The sequence below is a fragment of the Collimonas sp. OK242 genome (assembly GCF_900107095.1).
Taxonomy (GTDB): domain Bacteria; phylum Pseudomonadota; class Gammaproteobacteria; order Burkholderiales; family Burkholderiaceae_D; genus Collimonas.
Map to the genome: position 1 here is coordinate 41267 of NZ_FNOR01000017.1, position 17472 is coordinate 58738.

The following is a 17472-nucleotide window of genomic DNA, read 5'->3' on the forward strand; positions in this document are numbered from 1 at the left end:
TGGTTCAAGTTCTCATCCTAGTGCGCAATAACAACATGCGCTGCCTTACGTTGCGAAGTCTCTTGCATCAGCATCAGCATCACGGCCGACACCAGCGCCGGCACGGCCAACAAGATGAAGATGCTGCTGTTCGGCCAGTTCAGGCGGATCAGCTCACCGCCCAGCACCGGACCGACGATAGAACCGACGCGGCCTATGCCCAGGCTCCAGCCGATGCCGGTGGAACGCAATGTGGTCGGGTAGTAGGTGCCTGCCAACGCGTTCACCGCAGGCTGGCCGCCGACTATGCAGAAACCGGCAACGAAGATGCTGGCAAACAGGAACAGCAACGAGACCTCGGGACGGCCGATCAAGGCCACTGCCATTCCTGCGATCAGGAATACCGGAATCAGCACGCGGCGGAAGCCGGAGCGGTCAATCAACTGCCCCATGATCAGGGTGCCCAGCGTGCCGCCGATCTGCAAGGTGGTGCCGGCCATCACCGCGGTGGCGGTGGACAGGCCGGCATCCTTGGCAATCGTCGGCAACCAGTTCGACAGGAAATACAGATTCACCAGGTTCATGAAATTGATGATCCACAATAGGATAGTGACCTTGGCCCTGCCCTCCTGGAACAATTGCAGCATAGGCGCGCCCTTGCCGGCTTTTTCGTTGACGACGTAGCGCGTATCCTGACTGATCACGACCGCAGGATCGATACGGCGCAGCCACTTGCCGACCTGCTCCAGCCGTTTGCCGCGCAACACCAGGAATTGCATCGACTCCGGCAGCAGGAAGATCATCAGCACGCCGATCACCAGCGGCACGACGCCGCCGACATGGAATACCGATTGCCAGCCGAAGCGCGGAATCAATGCCGCCGACAACAAACCGCCCAGCACCGCGCCCAAGGTGAAACCGCAGGAAACCAGCATCATCAAGGTGACCCGCTTGCGCACGGGACTGTATTCGCCGGCCAGCGCCATCGCATTCGGCATGATCGCGCCCAGCCCGAGGCCGGTCACGAAGCGCAGTACGATGAGTTGCCCGACCGTGCCGGCCAGAGGCGTCAACAACATGCAGGCGGCGAAGAACAAAGTGGCGGCAATCAACACCGGGCGGCGGCCGATGCGGTCGGCCAGGATGCTGAAACAGAGCGAGCCCACCAGCATGCCGAATAAGCCGGCGCCGAACACCGGCCCCAGATTGGCTTTGGCGATGCCCCATTCCTGGATGATGGCAGGCGCCACATAACCCATGGCCTGGACGTCGAAACCGTCGATGATCAGGCAGATGGCGCACAGGATCAGCATGACGACCTGGAAATTGCCGATGCGGCTGCGGTCGATCAGGGCGGGAATGTCTATCTGACTACTATTCGTATTCTTCGTCGCAGTGGCCATGCGTGTCTCCTTGTGTAAGTGTTGGCGTCGTATCAATACGATCTGGTTTTTGGCATTATCATCCTTTTTAATAATCAGAAAAATAGTCAATAATTAAAATCATTTTTTAAATATCTTAAATAATATAAAATCGTCACCATGGACAGGCTGGAATCGTTACGGGTATTTTGCCAGGTGGTGGAACTGAACAGCTTCAGCCGCGCGGCTGAGCAGCTGGAGATGTCGAACGCCACCATCACCAATCACATTGCCGCCCTGGAGCGGCATTTCGGCGTACGCCTGCTGAATCGCACCACCCGCAAGATTTCCCTGACCGACGATGGCCATAGCTGCTATCAGCGCGCGCAACGCTTGCTGGGCGACATGAGCGAACTGGAAGATGCATTGCAGGGCCGGCGCGTGACGCCCCAGGGTATCTTGCGCGTCGATGTGCCTACCGTGATTGCCCGCATTTACCTGGCGCCGGCGCTGGAGCGCTTTGCCGCGCTGTATCCCGATCTGTCGATCAGGCTGAACGTCGGCGACCGCATGGTCGACATGGTGGAGGGGCGCGGCGATGTCTGGATCCGCATCGGCGAGCTGAAGGATTCCAGCATGGTGGCGCGCCGCATCTATCAAACCCGCAACCTGTGCTGCGCGTCGCCGCAGTTCCTGGCGCGCTACGGAACTCCGCAGACGCCGCAGGAACTAAGCGGTTTCCGTTGCCTCGCTTTCATTCACCCCAACAGCGGCCAGAACGTCCCCTGGACCTTCAGCAAGGGCAGGCAAGAATTCAGTTGGGCGCCGCCCGGCAATATCGCCATCAATCACGCTGAAACACTGATCCATGCCGCCGGCAGCGGCGCCGGCATCGTCCAGCTGCTGACGCTCTCGCTCAATCCGCAGATTCGCGATGGCCTCTTGACCCCGGTTCTGGCAGACTGGGCGACGCCGGGGCCGCCGGTATCGGTGGTGTATCACCAGAGCCATCAGTTGTCGGCCAAGGTAAGGGTATTTGTCGATTTTGTTACAGAGCTGTTTGCGGCTATCGACTAGAGTTCCAGAGTTGCAGAATTTTGTTTTATCTACGTTTTATTTTTAGCCGGGAGAAATCATGCATTGGGTCTATCTATTGATCGCCATCGTTGCCGAAGTGATTGCCACCAGTGCCTTGAAAGCCAGTGCCGAATTCACCCGGCTGGTGCCGTCGATTGCCGTGGTGGCGGGCTACCTGACGGCCTTCTACTTCCTGTCGCTCACATTGCGCACGATGCCGGTGGCGATCGTCTATGCGCTGTGGTCGGGTATCGGCATTGCGCTGATCGCCCTGGTCGGCTGGCTGTTCCTGAAGCAAAGCCTGGATGCAGCGGCGCTGATCGGCGTCGGCCTGATTGTTTCCGGCGTGCTGGTGTTGAACGTGTTCTCCAAATCGGTAGCGCACTAAGCGGCACGGCGACGTTCATGTCTGCCACAGCGGCGGCTCATCCATCAGCGCGATTTGTTCGCGCAACTCCAACACCCGGTCTTGCCAATAGCGCTGGGTATTAAACCAGGGGAAGGCCACGGCGAAAGCCGGGTCGTCCCAGCGCCGCGCGATCCAGGCTGCGTAGTGGATCAGGCGCAGCGTGCGCAGGGCTTCGATCAGGTACAGCTCGCGCGTATCGAAATCGCAGAAATCTTCATAGCCGGCCAGCAAGCTGCCCATTTGCCGCACCATGTCCCTGCGTTCGCCGGACAATAGCATCCACAAATCCTGCACCGCCGGCCCCATGCGGCTATCGTCGAAATCGACAAAATGCGGCCCGGCGTCGGTCCACAGCACATTGCTGCCATGGCAATCGCCATGCAGGCGCAAGGCGCCGACACTGCCGGCACGCTCGAAACAGCGGCGCACGCCCAGCAGGGCCTGGGTCACGGTGCTGCGATAAGCTTCCAGCAGATCGTCCGGCACAAAATTGTTGGCCAGTAAAAATGCGCTAGGTTCTTCGCCAAAACTGACGATATCCAGTGTCGGCCGGTGTTGATAATTGCTGAGTGCGCCGACTGCGTGGATGCGGCCGAGGAAACGGCCCAGCCATTCCAGCGTGGCGCTATCTTCCAGCTCCGGCGCGCGGCCGCCGTGGCGCGGAAACACCGCAAAGCGAAAACCCTCGAACTGATGCAGGGTGCGGCCGTCTTCCGCCGCCCATGCAGCCACCACCGGGATCTCGCGTTCCACCAGCTCTTGCACGAAACCGTGTTCTTCCAGGATGGCGGCGTCGCTCCAACGTTGCGGCCGATAGAATTTCGCCACCAGCGGCGGCCCTTGCTCCATGCCGATCTGGTACACGCGGTTTTCGTAGCTGTTCAGCGCCAGCAGACGGCCATCGCCATGCAGGCCGATGCTGTCGAGCGCGTCCAGTACAGTATCAGGCGTGAGGGTAGAAAATGATGCGGGGCTTGGAATAGTCATGTCGGCTATTGTAAGCGTCAGCGGCTTAGTTAAGGTCTTCGGGGGTGAGCATTCTGCTTTTCATATAAGATAATGTGATCTGGTAGTCAATAAACTCTTACCTCGCTATCCTGCCGCAGCTTCAGGTAGACTTTCACAGAATAAATGGTTGCCCACGGACAAGTACCTCGAATATTTTGCAGCTTGAGCGCATTTCAATCGTAAAATCCGTATCCCCATTTCCATCGTAAATTTAAGCGGCCATCTCCATGAATCTCGACGAACCCCTCTCAGACAAAGAATTTGACGAACTGGACGATTTTTTATTGTCCGATCGTTGCGCTGAAGACAGCATGACCATGGATACCCTGCACGGCTATCTGACGGCGCTGGTAATCGGCCCGGAACAGGTTTTGCTGGGCGAATGGCTGCCGCATGTGTGGGGGCCGTCGCTGAAGGATGCGCCGAAATTCAAGTCCGACAAGGAATATGAAAGGATCGTCGGCCTGATTGCGCGCTACATGAATGAAATCGCGGTCACGCTGGAAGTGGCGCCGAAAGAATACGAACCGCTGTTTTGCGAACATGAGCACGAAGGTAAGAGCCTGCTCGACGGCGAAGCCTGGACCTGGGGTTTCTGGGAAGGCATCAACCTGCGCGCCAAAGCCTGGGAACCGATCTGGCACTCCAACCTGGCGACGGTGGTGCGCCCTATCTACTTGCTAGGCGCGGAAGAACTGGAAGAGGAAGAAATGGCGTTGCGCGAAGATCCGGTACAGCGCCATAAGCTGGCAGTAGAGGTGGAAGCGGCGATTCCGGAAATCTACCGTTACTGGCTGCCGCACCGTAAATCGGCGGTCACCACCATCCAGCGCGACCGGCCGAAAGTCGGCCGCAATGATGAGTGCATCTGCGGCAGCGGCAAGAAATTCAAGAAATGCTGCGGCATCGATTCCAGCGAAGACTAAACCAGGCAGCAGGTGGATAGCGCCAAGCGCATCCACCCGTCGGCATCCAGCTTGATGCGGCGTTATTCCCTGATGAAATGCTCGCGGTAATAGCGCAGCTCTTCAATCGATTCGATGATGTCCGCCAGCGCGGTGTGCTTTTGATGCTTCTTGAAGCCGCTGGCCAGTTCCGGCTTCCAGCGGCGGCATAGTTCTTTCAGGGTGGAAACATCCAGGTTGCGGTAGTGGAAAAACGCTTCCAGCTTGGGCATCCCGCGCGCCATGAAGCGGCGATCCTGGCAAATCGTGTTGCCGCACATAGGCGATTTGCCGTTCGGCACGTATTTTTTCAGGAACGCGATCAGCGCCAATTCGGCCTCGCTTTCGGTCACGGTCGAGGCTTTCACCTTTTCGATCAGGCCGGAGCGGCCGTGGGTGCCCTTGTTCCAGGCATCCATGCCATCCATTATTTCGTCAGGCTGATGAATCGCAAACACCGGCCCTTCCGCCAGGATATTCAATTGCGGATCGGTCACCACTACCGCCACTTCAATGATGCGGTCGCTATCCGGATTGAGCCCGGTCATTTCCATGTCGACCCAGATCAGGTTGAATTCGTTAGGCCGCACCGGCGCCGCGGGAACTGGCGGAGCTTCAGGTGTAGCGGATATATCGTCGGCTTGTGACATAATTGTTCTCTTGGTTGTATTAGCTAAGGCAGGCCCAACGTTTGTTTGCGTAAGCCATAAAACGGCTATTTTCTCACATAGGGACTACATGTCTTCATTTGCATTTTCTGTTTTATTCATCGTTTTCCTGGTGATCACCCTGGTGCTGCGCTTTTGGCTGAGTTCGCGCCAGATTCGCCATGTGCTGGCCCACCGCAGCGCCGTACCGGCCGAATTCGCCGAAAAGATCCCCTTGGCCGCGCACCAGCGCGCTGCCGACTACACCGTCGCCAAGACCAAATTCGGCCTGTTTTCGATGCTGGTGAGCGCTGCGGTCCTGATCGGCTTCACGCTATTGGGCGGTTTGCAGTTGCTTTCCAACATCATATTCAACTGGGCCGGGCCCGGCATGGTCTATCAGCTGGGCTTGCTGATGGCATTCGGCGCCATTTCCGGCCTGATCGACCTGCCGCTGGATTATTACAAGCAATTCGTGCTGGAAGCCCGGTTCGGCTTTAACAAGATGACGGTCCGGCTGTTCCTTACCGATATGCTGAAAAATACCTTGATCGGCGCCGCCATCGGCTTGCCGCTGATCTGGGTAGTGTTGCAGCTGATGGCTAAATCGGGCGATCTCTGGTGGTTTTACGCTTGGCTGGTATTCAGCGCTTTCCAGCTGTTGATGCTGGTGCTCTACCCTACCGTGATTGCGCCGCTGTTCAATAAATTCACGCCACTCAACGACGACAGCCTGCGCGAGCGTATCGAAGGCTTGATGAAACGGGTCGGCTTCGCTTCCAAGGGCTTGTTCGTGATGGACGGCTCTAAGCGCAGCGCCCACGGCAACGCCTATTTCTCTGGCTTCGGCGCCGGCAAGCGGATTGTTTTTTTCGACACCCTGCTGGCGCGCCTGGCGCCGCATGAAATCGAAGCGGTGCTGGCGCATGAACTGGGCCACTTCAAGCTCAAGCACATAGCCAAACGCATTGTCGTCATGTTCGCGCTTTCGCTGGCGTTCCTGGCCTTGCTCGGTTACCTGAAACTGCAATTCTGGTTTTACACCGGCCTCGGCGTCAATCCGCTGCTGCTGGTCGACTTCAGCAACAACGATGCGATGGCGCTGATCCTGTTCATGCTGGCGCTGCCGATCTTTACCTTCCTGCTGTCGCCGCTGTCGTCGATCAGCTCGCGCAAACACGAATTCGAAGCCGACGCATTTGCCGCACAGCACACCGACGCCAACGATCTGGTGGCGGCGCTGGTCAAGCTGTATGAAGACAATGCCTCAACCCTGACACCGGATCCCCTGCACTCTGCGTTCTACGATTCGCACCCGCCGGCCTCGGTGCGGATCAAAAAATTAAGCAATAAGTTGTCAGATAAATTGGGCGACAAGCCGATGGCAGCACATGGTTGATCACAGCAAGCCAAGCCGCCACAAGCAACACAGCAACCAGGCCGGCAGCGGCCTGGTGATTGCCGCCCACGGCCGGCACTATCTGGTGCAAGGAAAAATTGGCGAAGGGTCGCTGCAAGAGTCGCTCAAATTGCAATGCGTCACGCGCGGCAAGAAAAGCGATGTCGCCGTCGGCGACCGGGTTCAGTTGAAGCTGACTTCGCCCAACCAGGGCGTGATCGAAGCCATCGATGAGCGCCACAGCCTGCTGTACCGCTCCGACCAGTACAAATCCAAGCTGCTGGCGGCCAACGTCACCCAGCTGTTCATCGTGGTGGCCACCGAACCCGGTTTTGCCGACGATCTGATTTCACGCGCGCTGGTGGCCGCCGAAGCCGCCGGCGTGACCGCGCATATCGTGCTGAACAAGACCGATATCGTCGAATCGCTGGCCAAGACCCGGCAACGGCTGCAACTGTATGCCGGCCTCGGCTACCCGGTGCATGAAGTGTCGGCACGGGCATTTCCGGAACAAACCTGCGCCACGCTGGCGCCCCTGCTGGCGGGAAAGTCAACCATCCTGATCGGCCAGTCCGGCATGGGCAAATCGTCGCTGATCAACCTGATCATGCCAGGCGCCGATATTGCCGTGCGCGAAATTTCCGCCGCCCTCGATACCGGCAAGCACACCACTACCTTCACCCGCTTGTACGAAATGGATGCGGCTGACACCAGCCTGGGCGGCAATCCCGCCAACATCATCGATTCGCCGGGATTCCAGGAATTCGGCTTGTACCAGCTGAGCGAAGGCATGCTGGAGCGCGCCTTCACCGAATTCTCACCCTATCTTGGCAAATGCAAATTTTACAACTGCCACCATCTGACCGAGCCGAGCTGCGCCGTGCTGGAAGCGGTCAAGGAAAACAGAATATCGCCGATGCGGCATCAGTTGTACGTGCAGTTGTTGCATGAATCGTCGCAAAAACTGTATTGATTATCAAAACAACCACTTTTCGACGGGTATCTTTTCTACTGAAATCCCTTATAATTGAAGCACTTATTTCATTTCTAAGCCAATCTCGGGTAGTCGGGAAGCGGGCAGTGCGGCAATTGAGCAGTTGTTTTAAAAATGGAATTCCAACTATCGGCGGCAGTCGCCACAGCGGCCGCCGTTTTCATTTATGGCAATCAAACATTACCTGCAGTTTTCTGATTTTTCGCTGGACGAATACGAGTACGTGATTGAACGTAGCCGTCTCATCAAACGCAAATTCAAGAATTACGAACCGCATTACACGCTGCTCGACCGCACGCTGGTGATGGTGTTCGAGAAAAACTCGACCCGCACCCGCCTGTCGTTCGAAGCCGGCATGCATCAGCTCGGCGGCGCCGCCATCTACCTCAACACGCGCGACAGCCAGCTGGGACGCGGTGAGCCGGTGGAAGATGCGGCGCAGGTAATGTCGCGCATGTGCGACGTCATCATGATCCGTACTTTCGGCCAGGACATCATCGAACGCTTCGCCACCCACTCGCGGGTGCCGGTGATCAACGGCCTGACCAACGAGCAGCATCCTTGCCAGGTGCTGGCCGACATCTTCACCTACATCGAACACCGCGGCTCCATCGCCGGCAAGAAGGTAGCCTGGATCGGCGACGCCAACAACATGCTGTATTCGTGGCTGCAAGCGGCGCAGGTGTTCGGTTTCCACGTCAATGTCTCGACCCCCAAGGGTTACGATATCGACCCGGCGCAAGTAACCGCCGGCAACCAGCGCTACACCTTCTTCGCCAACCCCTCCGACGCCTGCGTAGGGGTCGACCTGGTCACCACCGACGTCTGGACCAGCATGGGTTATGAAGACGAAAACGCGGCACGCCTGAAAGCCTTCGACGGCTGGATCGTCGACCAGGCCAAGATGCAGCGCGCCCAGCCGGATGCCTTGTTCATGCATTGCCTGCCGGCGCATCGCGGCGAGGAAGTTGCGGCCGAAGTGATCGACGGCCCGCAATCGGTAGTCTGGGACGAAGCTGAAAACCGTTTGCATGTGCAAAAAGCTTTGCTCGAATACCTGGTGCTCGGAAAAGTCGCATAGCGTACAAATTCGGTACAAACTCAGTACAACCCCAGTCACAACAACCCACACGAAATATCATGTCCAATATCCTGCAATCCGTTCCGGTTAACGAAAAAGTCGGCATCGCCTTTTCAGGCGGCCTCGATACCAGCGCCGCGCTGCACTGGATGCGCCAGAAAGGCGCCATTCCCTACGCCTATACAGCCAACCTGGGCCAGCCTGACGAGCCGAACTACGACGCCATCCCCCAAAAAGCCAAGGCCTACGGCGCTGAACTGGCGCGCCTGGTCGATTGCCGCGAACAGCTGGTGGCCGAAGGCATCGCCGCCCTGCAGAGCGGCGCCTTCCACATCTCCACCGCAGGCGTCACCTACTTCAACACCACGCCGCTCGGACGCGCCGTCACCGGCACCATGCTGGTGGCCGCCATGCGCGAAGACAAAGTCGATATCTGGGGCGACGGCAGCACCTTCAAGGGTAACGATATCGAGCGTTTCTACCGCTACGGCCTGCTGGTCAATCCTAAGCTGCGCATCTACAAGCCTTGGCTCGACGACAAGTTCATCGAGGAATTGGGCGGCCGCAAGGAAATGTCGGAATTCATGATCAAGTCGGGCTTCGATTACAAGATGTCGGTGGAAAAAGCCTATTCAACGGATTCCAACATGCTCGGCGCCACGCATGAAGCGAAAGACCTTGAGTTCCTGAACTCCGGCATGAAGATCGTCGAACCGATCATGGGCGTCGCCTTCTGGCGCGACGACGTGGAAGTCAAGCGCGAAGAAGTCAGCGTACGCTTTGAAGAAGGCCGTCCGGTCGCGCTCAACGGCATCGTGTATGCCAGCCAGGTCGACCTGCTGATGGAAGCCAACCGTATCGGCGGACGCCACGGCCTGGGCATGAGCGACCAGATCGAAAACCGCATCATCGAAGCCAAGAGCCGCGGCATCTATGAAGCGCCGGGCCTGGCCCTGCTGTTCATCGCCTACGAGCGCCTGGTCACCGGCATCCATAACGAAGACACCATCGAGCAATATCGTGAAAGCGGCCGCCGCCTGGGCCGCCTGCTGTATCAAGGCCGCTGGTTCGACTCGCAAGCGATCATGCTGCGCGAGTCCGCACAACGCTGGGTGGCGCGCGCCATCACCGGCGAGGTCACGATCGAGCTGCGCCGCGGCAACGATTATTCTATCCTCAACACCGAGTCGGCCAACCTGACCTATCATCCGGAACGCCTGACCATGGAAAAGGGCGAAGGCGCCTTCTCGCCGCAAGACCGTATCGGCCAACTGACCATGCGCAACCTCGACATCAGCGATACGCGCCAAAAGCTGGCGATCTATCAAAGCACCGGCCTGCTCGCCTCCAGCAACGCCGTGTCGCTGCCGCTGCTGGACAAAGACGCAGAATAAAATCCACGCCTACAAAAAAACTCAAAAAGAACTCAACATGACTACACAATTCGACAATGTCACTGTCCTCAAGCAAGGCAATGTCTATTTCGACGGCAAATGCATTTCCCACACCGTCGTTTTCGCGGATGACAGCAAGAAGACGCTCGGCGTCATCTTGCCGTCAGCCCTGACGTTCAACACCGGCGTGGCGGAAATCATGGACATCACCAGCGGCAGCTGCCGCGTACGCCAGAAAGACCAGCAAGCATGGACTACGTACAACGGTGGCGATAGCTTCGAAATCCCGGCCAATTCGAGTTTCGATATCGAGACGCTGGAAACCGTGAACTACGTTTGCCATTACGCCTAAGAAGTCAGGAAAACGTAAAAGCGTGCAAAAAAAGCCCGTGATGCAGTTGCATGACGGGCTAAGTCCATTACTTTAGGGAGTGTTGGAGATGAGACATAACGGAGTTTAATGCCGTTATGTGACCTGATAATGACACATTGAGATGCGAACCGCTTGCGGCTCAAATAAAAATCGGTTCCGGCTCCAGCGTTACGCCAAATTTACTCCTCACATCAGCCTGCACCGCTTGCGCCAGGCGCACCACATCCTGGCCGCTGGCGCCGCCGCGGTTGACCAGCACCAGCGCCTGTTTTTCATAAACGCCCGCGGCGCCCAGGTTTTTCCCTTTCCATCCGCACTGGTCGATCAGCCAGCCGGCAGCCAGTTTGTAACTGCCGTTCGGCTGCAGGTAATTCACCAATTGCGGATGTTGTTCCAGCAGCGCATTGCGCTGTAGCGCCGTCACTATCGGATTTTTGAAAAAGCTGCCGGCATTGCCGATCACTGCAGGGTCCGGCAGCTTGCGGGTGCGGATGGCAATCACCGCATCGCTGACATCGCGCGCGTTTGGCTGCAGCAATTTGCGAGCGTCCAGCTCTTGCGCCACATCGGCATAACGCAAAGCAGGCTGCCAGCGCTTCGGCAAGGCGAAGGTAACGTCGAGCACTACTGCCCGGTCGCGCAGGCTGTGCTTGAACACGCTGTCGCGATAATCAAACGCGCAGGCGCTGCGATCGAGGGTCAGGATTTCGCCGCTCTCCATATCGATTGCCGTCAGCGCATGGAAACGCTCTTGCAATTCAATACCGTAAGCGCCTATGTTCTGGATCGGCGCAGCACCGACGTTGCCGGGAATCAGGGACAGGTTCTCCAGCCCCGCCAGCCCTTGCTCCAGCGTCCATAACACCGTCTCATGCCAGTTTTCGCCGGCTGCCGCCCGTACATAGACAGCGTCATCGTCGGCGCCGACAACTTCCCGTCCGCGATTACACATATGCAACACCAGTCCCGGAAAATCCTGGGTCAGGATCAGATTGCTGCCGCCGCCCAGCACCAGCCGCGGCAGACGGGCAGCATCAGGATCTGACCTGAGTATCTGCAGAGTTTCCAGCGAAGCGACCGGCAGGTAGGCATGTGCGCTGGCATCGATACCAAAGGTATTATGCTGGCGCAGCGAAAAATCGAATTGGTAGGGAAGCTTGGAGATAGTCATAGCATCGGGATTATAAGCGTAACTAACTGCGGCAAGCGAATCCGGCCAGCGGCTGGCCCGGGCGCCAAAAGATAGACGGGCACATAAGAAATAGACCGGCCAGACCGACATCTCGGGTTTCTTGTCCGTTAAAATGCGCATAGCTCGACGGCGGCGCCACTTATTGAGCCTGCCGGCTTTGTTTGAACATACTGAAGGAGTATCACCATGCCATCATTCGATACCGTATCGGAAGCTAATCTGGTCGAAGTAAAAAATGCCAACGATCAAGCCAACAAGGAAATCTCGACCCGCTTCGACTTCAAGGGCAGCGACGCCCGCATCGAGTTGAAGGAACGCGACCTGACTGCGTATGCCGACTCGGAATTCCAACTGGCCCAGGTGCGCGACGTCCTGACCTCGAAACTGGTCAAACGCAACGTCGACGTGCGCTTTCTCGACATCGGCAAGATCGAAAAAATCGGTGGCGACAAGGTCAAGCAAGTGATCAAGATCAAGAACGGTATCGAATCTGAAGCCGCCAAGAAGATCGTCCGCATCGTCAAGGACAGCAAGATGAAGGTCCAGGCCAGCATCCAGGGCGACGCCGTCCGCATCACCGGCGCCAAGCGCGACGATTTGCAGGCAGCAATGGCGATGTTGCGCAAGGAAGTGGCCGATTTGCCACTGGAATTCAATAATTTCCGCGACTAAATTGTAGCTTGGCAACTTATAGGGTTATTATCCACCTGCTGTTGCCAGCTGTTCAAGATATCGGCACTACGGCGCTACCTTAACCTCTTGCCAGGAAAGCCGGACAACAATGCGCCCGTTTGCTCTAGTCAACCGCCTGTTTTTACTTGCTTCCATTTCTTGCGTTGCCTGTGCTGCACAAGCTTCCGATATTGGCGTAGTCGGCCTGTTTCCGGGAAAAGCTGTGCTGGTGATCGACGGCTCCGGACCGAAGACTTTCTCGGTTGGCAGCAAAGTCACCGACGACGTAAAGCTGGTGGAAGCCAACGGCTCCACCGCCACGCTGGAGGTGAAAGGCAAGCGGCAAGTGATCGGCATCGGCGAATACGTCAGCCGCAGCGCGCCCGGCGCTGCTTCCAGCGTCACCTTGAAAGTCAATCCGCAGGGTCATTTTGTGGCGCAGGCCCAGATCAACGGCGCCATGATGACCATGCTGGTCGATACCGGCGCCACCATGATCGCCCTGCCCGCATCGGACGCAGTACGGCTCGGCGTGGACTACAAAAAGGGCAGGATGGTCGCGGTCAATACCGCCAACGGCGCGGCGCCGGCGTATATGGTCAAGCTGAATACCGTCAAGATCGGCGACATTGAAATGAATCAGGTCGATGCCCTGGTGCAAGAGGCCGGACTACCGTTCGCACTGCTCGGCATGTCGTTCCTGAACCGCACCGAGATGCGGCGCGAAGGCGAGATGATGGTGTTGACCAAGCGCTTCTGACAGCGCTTGATACACCAGCGGGCGGATAACATGTCCGCCCTGTGTCAGCTAGCCGTTCAGGCCGGGCTGCTATTGAGCAAACGGCGTTGTTTTACTGCCGCCGCCAAACCTTCCAGCACCGCCACGCTTTCTTCCCAGTTGATGCAACCGTCGGTCACCGATTGGCCGTAGACCAGTTCTTTGCCCGGCACCAGATCCTGGCGGCCGGCGACCAGGTGCGACTCCACCATGACGCCCACGATGCGATCGTCGCCGGCGGCGATCTGCTTGCCGATATCGGCGCATACCGGGATTTGATTTTCCGGCTTCTTCGAACTGTTGGCGTGCGACGCATCGATCATCAGGCGCGATGCCAGTCCGCTGTTGGCGATATCCTTGCAAGCCGCATCGACACTGGCAGCGTCATAGTTCGGCGCCTTGCCGCCGCGCAGAATGATATGGCAATCTTCATTGCCATTAGTCGACACAATCGCCGAGTGGCCGCCCTTGGTCACCGACAAGAAATGATGCGGCTGCGAAGCTGCCTTGATGGCATCCACCGCAATCTTGATATTGCCGTCGGTGCCGTTCTTGAAACCGACCGGGCATGACAAGCCGGAAGCCAGTTCGCGATGCACCTGCGATTCGGTAGTGCGGGCGCCGATTGCGCCCCAGCTGATCAGGTCGGCAATGTATTGCGGGCTGATCACATCCAGGAATTCGGTGCCGGCCGGCAAGCCCAGCTGGTTAATGTTCAACAACAGCTCGCGCGCCATGCGCAAACCGTCGTTGATGCGGAAGCTGTTGTCCATGTACGGATCGTTGATCAAACCTTTCCAGCCGACCGTGGTGCGCGGCTTTTCGAAGTAGACCCGCATCACGATTTCCAGCTCGCCCTTGAAGCGCTCGCGCTCGCCCGCCAGACGGCCCGCATATTCCAGCGCCGCCTTGGTGTCGTGGATCGAGCACGGTCCGATCACCACCATCAGGCGGTCATCCTGGCCATGCAAAATGCGATGCAGCGCAATCCGCGAATTGGCGGCGGTTTCCGCCACTTTCTCGGAGCAGCCGAATTCGCGTATCAAATGGGATGGCGGGACTAGTTCTTTCATTTCTCGTATGCGCAAATCATCGGTGCGTAGCATGTTTTTCTCCTGGCTCAAAAGTGACTGGGTATAAAAAAACCGCCATCGCTGGCGGTTTTTTAGAAATTTCGGTTTGCTCTTTACTTACGAACGCTTACCGCTTTTCACCGCCGTGGGGCTGGAATAGCTAAAGTAAAAAAAGAAATAAGCGCGTGCGAAAGACATGTTTTTCAGTAAAGGATTATTAAAATCAAGACCAATAGTGCAGGATTTCCGGCGATTTGGCAAGGCCCGTATTACCACATTATTTATATACAACAAGACAATGCCGGCCCGCCAAGGCCAGAAGCCCGGCACCTTGCCGAAGGCGAAAGCCCCCATTTAACTACTTGTCCTGTAGTGCGTAGCGCGCGCAGTATTCGTCGGTGATCAAACCCGACCACCAACCGCCGCGCAATACCGCCCGGATCGCTTCAGCCTTCTTGACGCCGCCGGCCATGCCGATCACCGGGCGCGTCGGCGGCGAAGTCAGCGGCAAACTGGTGATACGCTCCTCAAGCGGCGATGCAATCAGGCGGCCGTCGCCGGCAATGGCATGCCCGATCATTTCGCCCACCGCCCCGTATTCCTGCAACTGCTTAACCTCTTCAGCCGTGATAAAACCATCCTCATGCATCGGGCAGCCAAGTGCAATCGTACCGACACCGATAAAGGTCACATCCGCCAGCTGCGCCAGATCGGCGACGATCCGATACACCCGATGGCTGCACCACTGCCGCATATCCTCCGCACTGTCGGCCACCAGCGGCGCCGGCAAGAAAAAGAAACGCGCCTGGATTTTATCGGCAGCGGTAAGCGCCACGTCATAACGGTTTGACGAACCATCGGCAGCAATCGCCCCCACCATCGAAACGATCCGGTGCTGCGGCCGCTCCATCTCGGTAACCGCTTCCAGCACCGCCTTCAAGGTCCGTCCCGAACCGACATTGACCACCAGCGGCGTCTCCTGCTGCAGATAGCGCTCCATCACTTCAGCCCCCACCACCGCCAGCATCTGCTGCACGCCGGCCTCGTCGACCACGCTGCCGCCCGCGCCTTCGCTCGGCACCACATGGCATTGCTCAAGGCCGTAGCGCTGCTGCAATGCCGCCGCCAGCTCCAGGCAAGTCGACACCGGATGTTCCACCCGGACCTTGACCAACCCGGATTCGCGCGCGTAGGCCACCAGCCGCTGCGCCATCTGGCGCGAAATGCCAAGGTGATCGGCGATTTCGTTTTGCGTATTGCCAGCTACGTAATACATCCACGCCGCACGCGCGGCCAGATCCAGCTTTTCATTTCTTGATGCCATCTGTTTTCCTTTTTTGGCATGGATCGCTAGGCGCGCGTCTCCACAACATCCACCGCCAGCGTCGCTGCTGCTACCCTGTTTGTTGGCATTCGACCTGGGAATTGTCCCAGATAGTGCAGCGCAGCAGAACTAAATCTTGACACGCATTGAATCATGATTGATTATTTGCTCAACGAAAAGTCTTTTGCTCAATGCCGAATATTTAAATCGGCAATGCAAAAATACAAAGACAACGTTAAATAATTTTTCAAGCGGCAACCAAACTACCGCCTGAGAAAGTGATAACGCGAAGCCGCGCAAGTCGGCATGGCGTATTGATCATTCCAACCATGGAGACAAACATGAAACGTCGCAGCATTCGCGCCAGCTCGCTTGCAGCCGTCCTGGCGCCGTTCAGCCTCATCTCGATAGCGATGCTCTGCAGCAGCGCCTGGGCCGCACCGACTACCGTCAACATCGCAACGATCAACAATCCGGACATGATCGAACTGCAAAAACTCTCATCGAATTTCGAAGCAGCCAACCCCGACATCAAATTGCGCTGGGTAGTACTGGAAGAAAACGTGTTGCGGCAACGGGTCACCACCGACATCGCCACCGGCAGCGGCCAGTTCGATCTGATGACTATCGGCGCATATGAAGCGCCGATCTGGGCCAAGAAAGGCTGGCTGGCGCCGATGGAAGGCTTGCCTGCCAGCTACGATGAAGCCGACCTGATCAAGACCGTGCGCGAAGGCCTGACTGAAGGCGGCAAGTTGTACGCGTTGCCGTTCTACGCCGAAAGCTCGATGACTTATTATCGCAAAGACCTGTTTGCGGAAAAGGGCTTGAAAATGCCTGAACACCCGACTTTCCAGGATATCGCCGGTTTCGCTGAAAAGCTGACCGACAAGCAAAACGGCATCGCCGGCATCTGCCTGCGCGGCCGCGCCGGATGGGGCGAGAATATGGCGCTGGTGGGCACCATGGTGAATACCTACGGCGCCCGCTGGTTCGACGAAAAATGGCAGCCGCAACTCAATTCTCCCGAGTGGAAAAATGCGGTCACCACCTATGTCGACCTGCTGCGCAAATACGGCCCCGCCGGCGCTACCTCCAACGGTTTCAACGAAAACCTGGTGCTGTTCTCCAGCGGCAAATGCGGCATGTGGATCGACGCTACCGTGGCGGCCGGCATGATCTACAGCAGCAAGGAATCGAAAGTAGTCGGCAAGGTCGCATTTGCGCCGTCGCCGGTGGCGGTCACGCCCAAGGGCGCGCACTGGTTGTGGATCTGGTCGCTGGCGATTCCGAAATCGTCGAAATCGCAGGACGCCGCCAAGAAATTTGCAGCCTGGGCGACTTCCAAGGAATACGTGCAGCTGGTAGCCAAGGAAAAAGGCTGGGGTCTGGTGCCTCCTGGCACCCGCATGTCGACCTACGCTTCGCCCGAATATAAAAAAGCGGCGCCGTACTCCGAGTTCGTGCTGAACGCGATCCAGTCAGCCGACACCAAAGATGCGACCTTGCAAAAAGTACCCTACACCGGCATCCAGTTCGTGACGATTCCCGAGTTCCAGTCGCTGGGCACGGTAGTCGGCCAGGCGATTGCCGGCGCGCTGGCCGGCAAGTCGACCGTCGAAGCTGCCTTGCAGACATCGCAGGCGCAAGCGGACCGGGTGATGCGTCAAGGGCGCTATATAAAGTAATGCTCCGTGCGGCGGGCAGATCGTGCTCACGATGTGCCCGCCCTGCCCGTCCCGCCAATCGGCGCGAAAAAAAATGTAA

At 57.6% G+C, this 17472-nt stretch carries 18 protein-coding genes; 11 read left to right on the forward strand and 7 right to left on the reverse strand.

What is annotated here, in order from left to right:
• Positions 1-17: 17 nt before the first annotated feature.
• Entirely contained in the window at positions 18-1382 is a 1365-nt protein-coding gene (locus BLV81_RS18270) for an MFS transporter (protein WP_092358904.1), read from the reverse strand.
• 138 nt (positions 1383-1520) lie between these two features.
• Between BLV81_RS18270 and BLV81_RS18275 the strand changes: the two genes are divergently transcribed.
• Both BLV81_RS18275 and BLV81_RS18280 read left to right on the forward strand, forming a co-directional pair.
• The gene (locus BLV81_RS18275) at positions 1521-2417 is read left to right on the forward strand and encodes a LysR family transcriptional regulator (protein ID WP_092358906.1); all 897 of its coding nucleotides are present in this window, start codon (positions 1521-1523) and stop codon (positions 2415-2417) included.
• Between the two features lie 58 nt (positions 2418-2475).
• Positions 2476-2805, forward strand: a complete 330-nt coding sequence (locus BLV81_RS18280) for a DMT family transporter (protein WP_092358908.1) — start codon at positions 2476-2478, stop codon at positions 2803-2805.
• A gap of 15 nt (positions 2806-2820) precedes the next feature.
• Here the strand turns inward: BLV81_RS18280 and BLV81_RS18285 are convergent, their stop codons facing one another.
• On the reverse strand, positions 2821-3813 hold the full coding sequence (locus BLV81_RS18285; protein WP_092358910.1) for a serine/threonine protein kinase: 993 nt from the start codon (positions 3811-3813) through the stop codon (positions 2821-2823).
• Between the two features lie 248 nt (positions 3814-4061).
• On the opposite strand from BLV81_RS18285, the gene BLV81_RS18290 reads away from it, so the two are divergent.
• Complete coding sequence (locus BLV81_RS18290) at positions 4062-4760, forward strand: UPF0149 family protein (protein ID WP_092358912.1); 699 nt, start codon at positions 4062-4064, stop codon at positions 4758-4760.
• 62 nt (positions 4761-4822) lie between these two features.
• Here the strand turns inward: BLV81_RS18290 and orn are convergent, their stop codons facing one another.
• Complete coding sequence (gene orn / locus BLV81_RS18295; protein WP_092358914.1) at positions 4823-5428, reverse strand: oligoribonuclease; 606 nt, start codon at positions 5426-5428, stop codon at positions 4823-4825.
• Positions 5429-5516: 88 nt separating this feature from the next.
• Between orn and BLV81_RS18300 the strand changes: the two genes are divergently transcribed.
• From BLV81_RS18300 to BLV81_RS18320, 5 genes are all read left to right on the forward strand, one after another.
• Positions 5517-6824 (forward strand): M48 family metallopeptidase, encoded by a 1308-nt coding sequence (locus BLV81_RS18300; protein WP_092358916.1) that lies wholly within the window; start codon positions 5517-5519, stop codon positions 6822-6824.
• Positions 6817-7797 carry a ribosome small subunit-dependent GTPase A gene (rsgA, locus tag BLV81_RS18305; RefSeq protein WP_092358918.1) on the forward strand — a complete coding sequence of 327 codons (981 nt, stop codon included), beginning with the start codon at positions 6817-6819 and terminating at the stop codon, positions 7795-7797. Before BLV81_RS18300 ends, rsgA begins: the two co-directional genes overlap by 8 nt.
• Before the next feature lie 187 nt (positions 7798-7984).
• The gene (gene argF / locus BLV81_RS18310; RefSeq protein ID WP_092358919.1) at positions 7985-8899 is read left to right on the forward strand and encodes an ornithine carbamoyltransferase; all 915 of its coding nucleotides are present in this window, start codon (positions 7985-7987) and stop codon (positions 8897-8899) included.
• Positions 8900-8958: 59 nt separating this feature from the next.
• Entirely contained in the window at positions 8959-10293 is a 1335-nt protein-coding gene (gene argG / locus BLV81_RS18315) for an argininosuccinate synthase (protein WP_092358921.1), read from the forward strand.
• 37 nt (positions 10294-10330) lie between these two features.
• Positions 10331-10645: a pyrimidine/purine nucleoside phosphorylase gene (locus BLV81_RS18320; protein WP_092358923.1), complete on the forward strand. Its 315-nt coding sequence runs from the start codon at positions 10331-10333 to the stop codon at positions 10643-10645.
• 160 nt (positions 10646-10805) lie between these two features.
• Here the strand turns inward: BLV81_RS18320 and murB are convergent, their stop codons facing one another.
• A complete protein-coding gene (murB, locus tag BLV81_RS18325; protein WP_176992889.1) occupies positions 10806-11837 on the reverse strand; it encodes a UDP-N-acetylmuramate dehydrogenase in 1032 nt (343 codons plus the stop codon).
• 207 nt (positions 11838-12044) lie between these two features.
• Here murB and BLV81_RS18330 point away from each other — a divergent pair, with 207 nt between their 5' ends.
• A complete protein-coding gene (locus BLV81_RS18330) occupies positions 12045-12530 on the forward strand; it encodes a YajQ family cyclic di-GMP-binding protein (protein WP_092358925.1) in 486 nt (161 codons plus the stop codon).
• Positions 12531-12639: 109 nt separating this feature from the next.
• Complete coding sequence (locus BLV81_RS18335) at positions 12640-13290, forward strand: retropepsin-like aspartic protease family protein (RefSeq protein WP_092358927.1); 651 nt, start codon at positions 12640-12642, stop codon at positions 13288-13290.
• 56 nt (positions 13291-13346) lie between these two features.
• Here BLV81_RS18335 and aroG read toward each other — a convergent pair whose 3' ends face one another.
• The 3 genes from aroG to BLV81_RS18345 form a co-directional block, all read right to left on the reverse strand.
• Positions 13347-14414, reverse strand: a complete 1068-nt coding sequence (aroG, locus tag BLV81_RS18340) for a 3-deoxy-7-phosphoheptulonate synthase AroG (RefSeq protein ID WP_092358929.1) — start codon at positions 14412-14414, stop codon at positions 13347-13349.
• 84 nt (positions 14415-14498) lie between these two features.
• Positions 14499-14735, reverse strand: a complete 237-nt coding sequence (locus BLV81_RS23720) for a hypothetical protein (RefSeq protein WP_143036373.1) — start codon at positions 14733-14735, stop codon at positions 14499-14501.
• 4 nt (positions 14736-14739) lie between these two features.
• Positions 14740-15705 carry a sugar-binding transcriptional regulator gene (locus BLV81_RS18345; RefSeq protein ID WP_092358931.1) on the reverse strand — a complete coding sequence of 322 codons (966 nt, stop codon included), beginning with the start codon at positions 15703-15705 and terminating at the stop codon, positions 14740-14742.
• Between the two features lie 413 nt (positions 15706-16118).
• Here BLV81_RS18345 and BLV81_RS18350 point away from each other — a divergent pair, with 413 nt between their 5' ends.
• Entirely contained in the window at positions 16119-17393 is a 1275-nt protein-coding gene (locus BLV81_RS18350; RefSeq protein WP_176992894.1) for an ABC transporter substrate-binding protein, read from the forward strand.
• Positions 17394-17472: the final 79 nt, after the last annotated feature.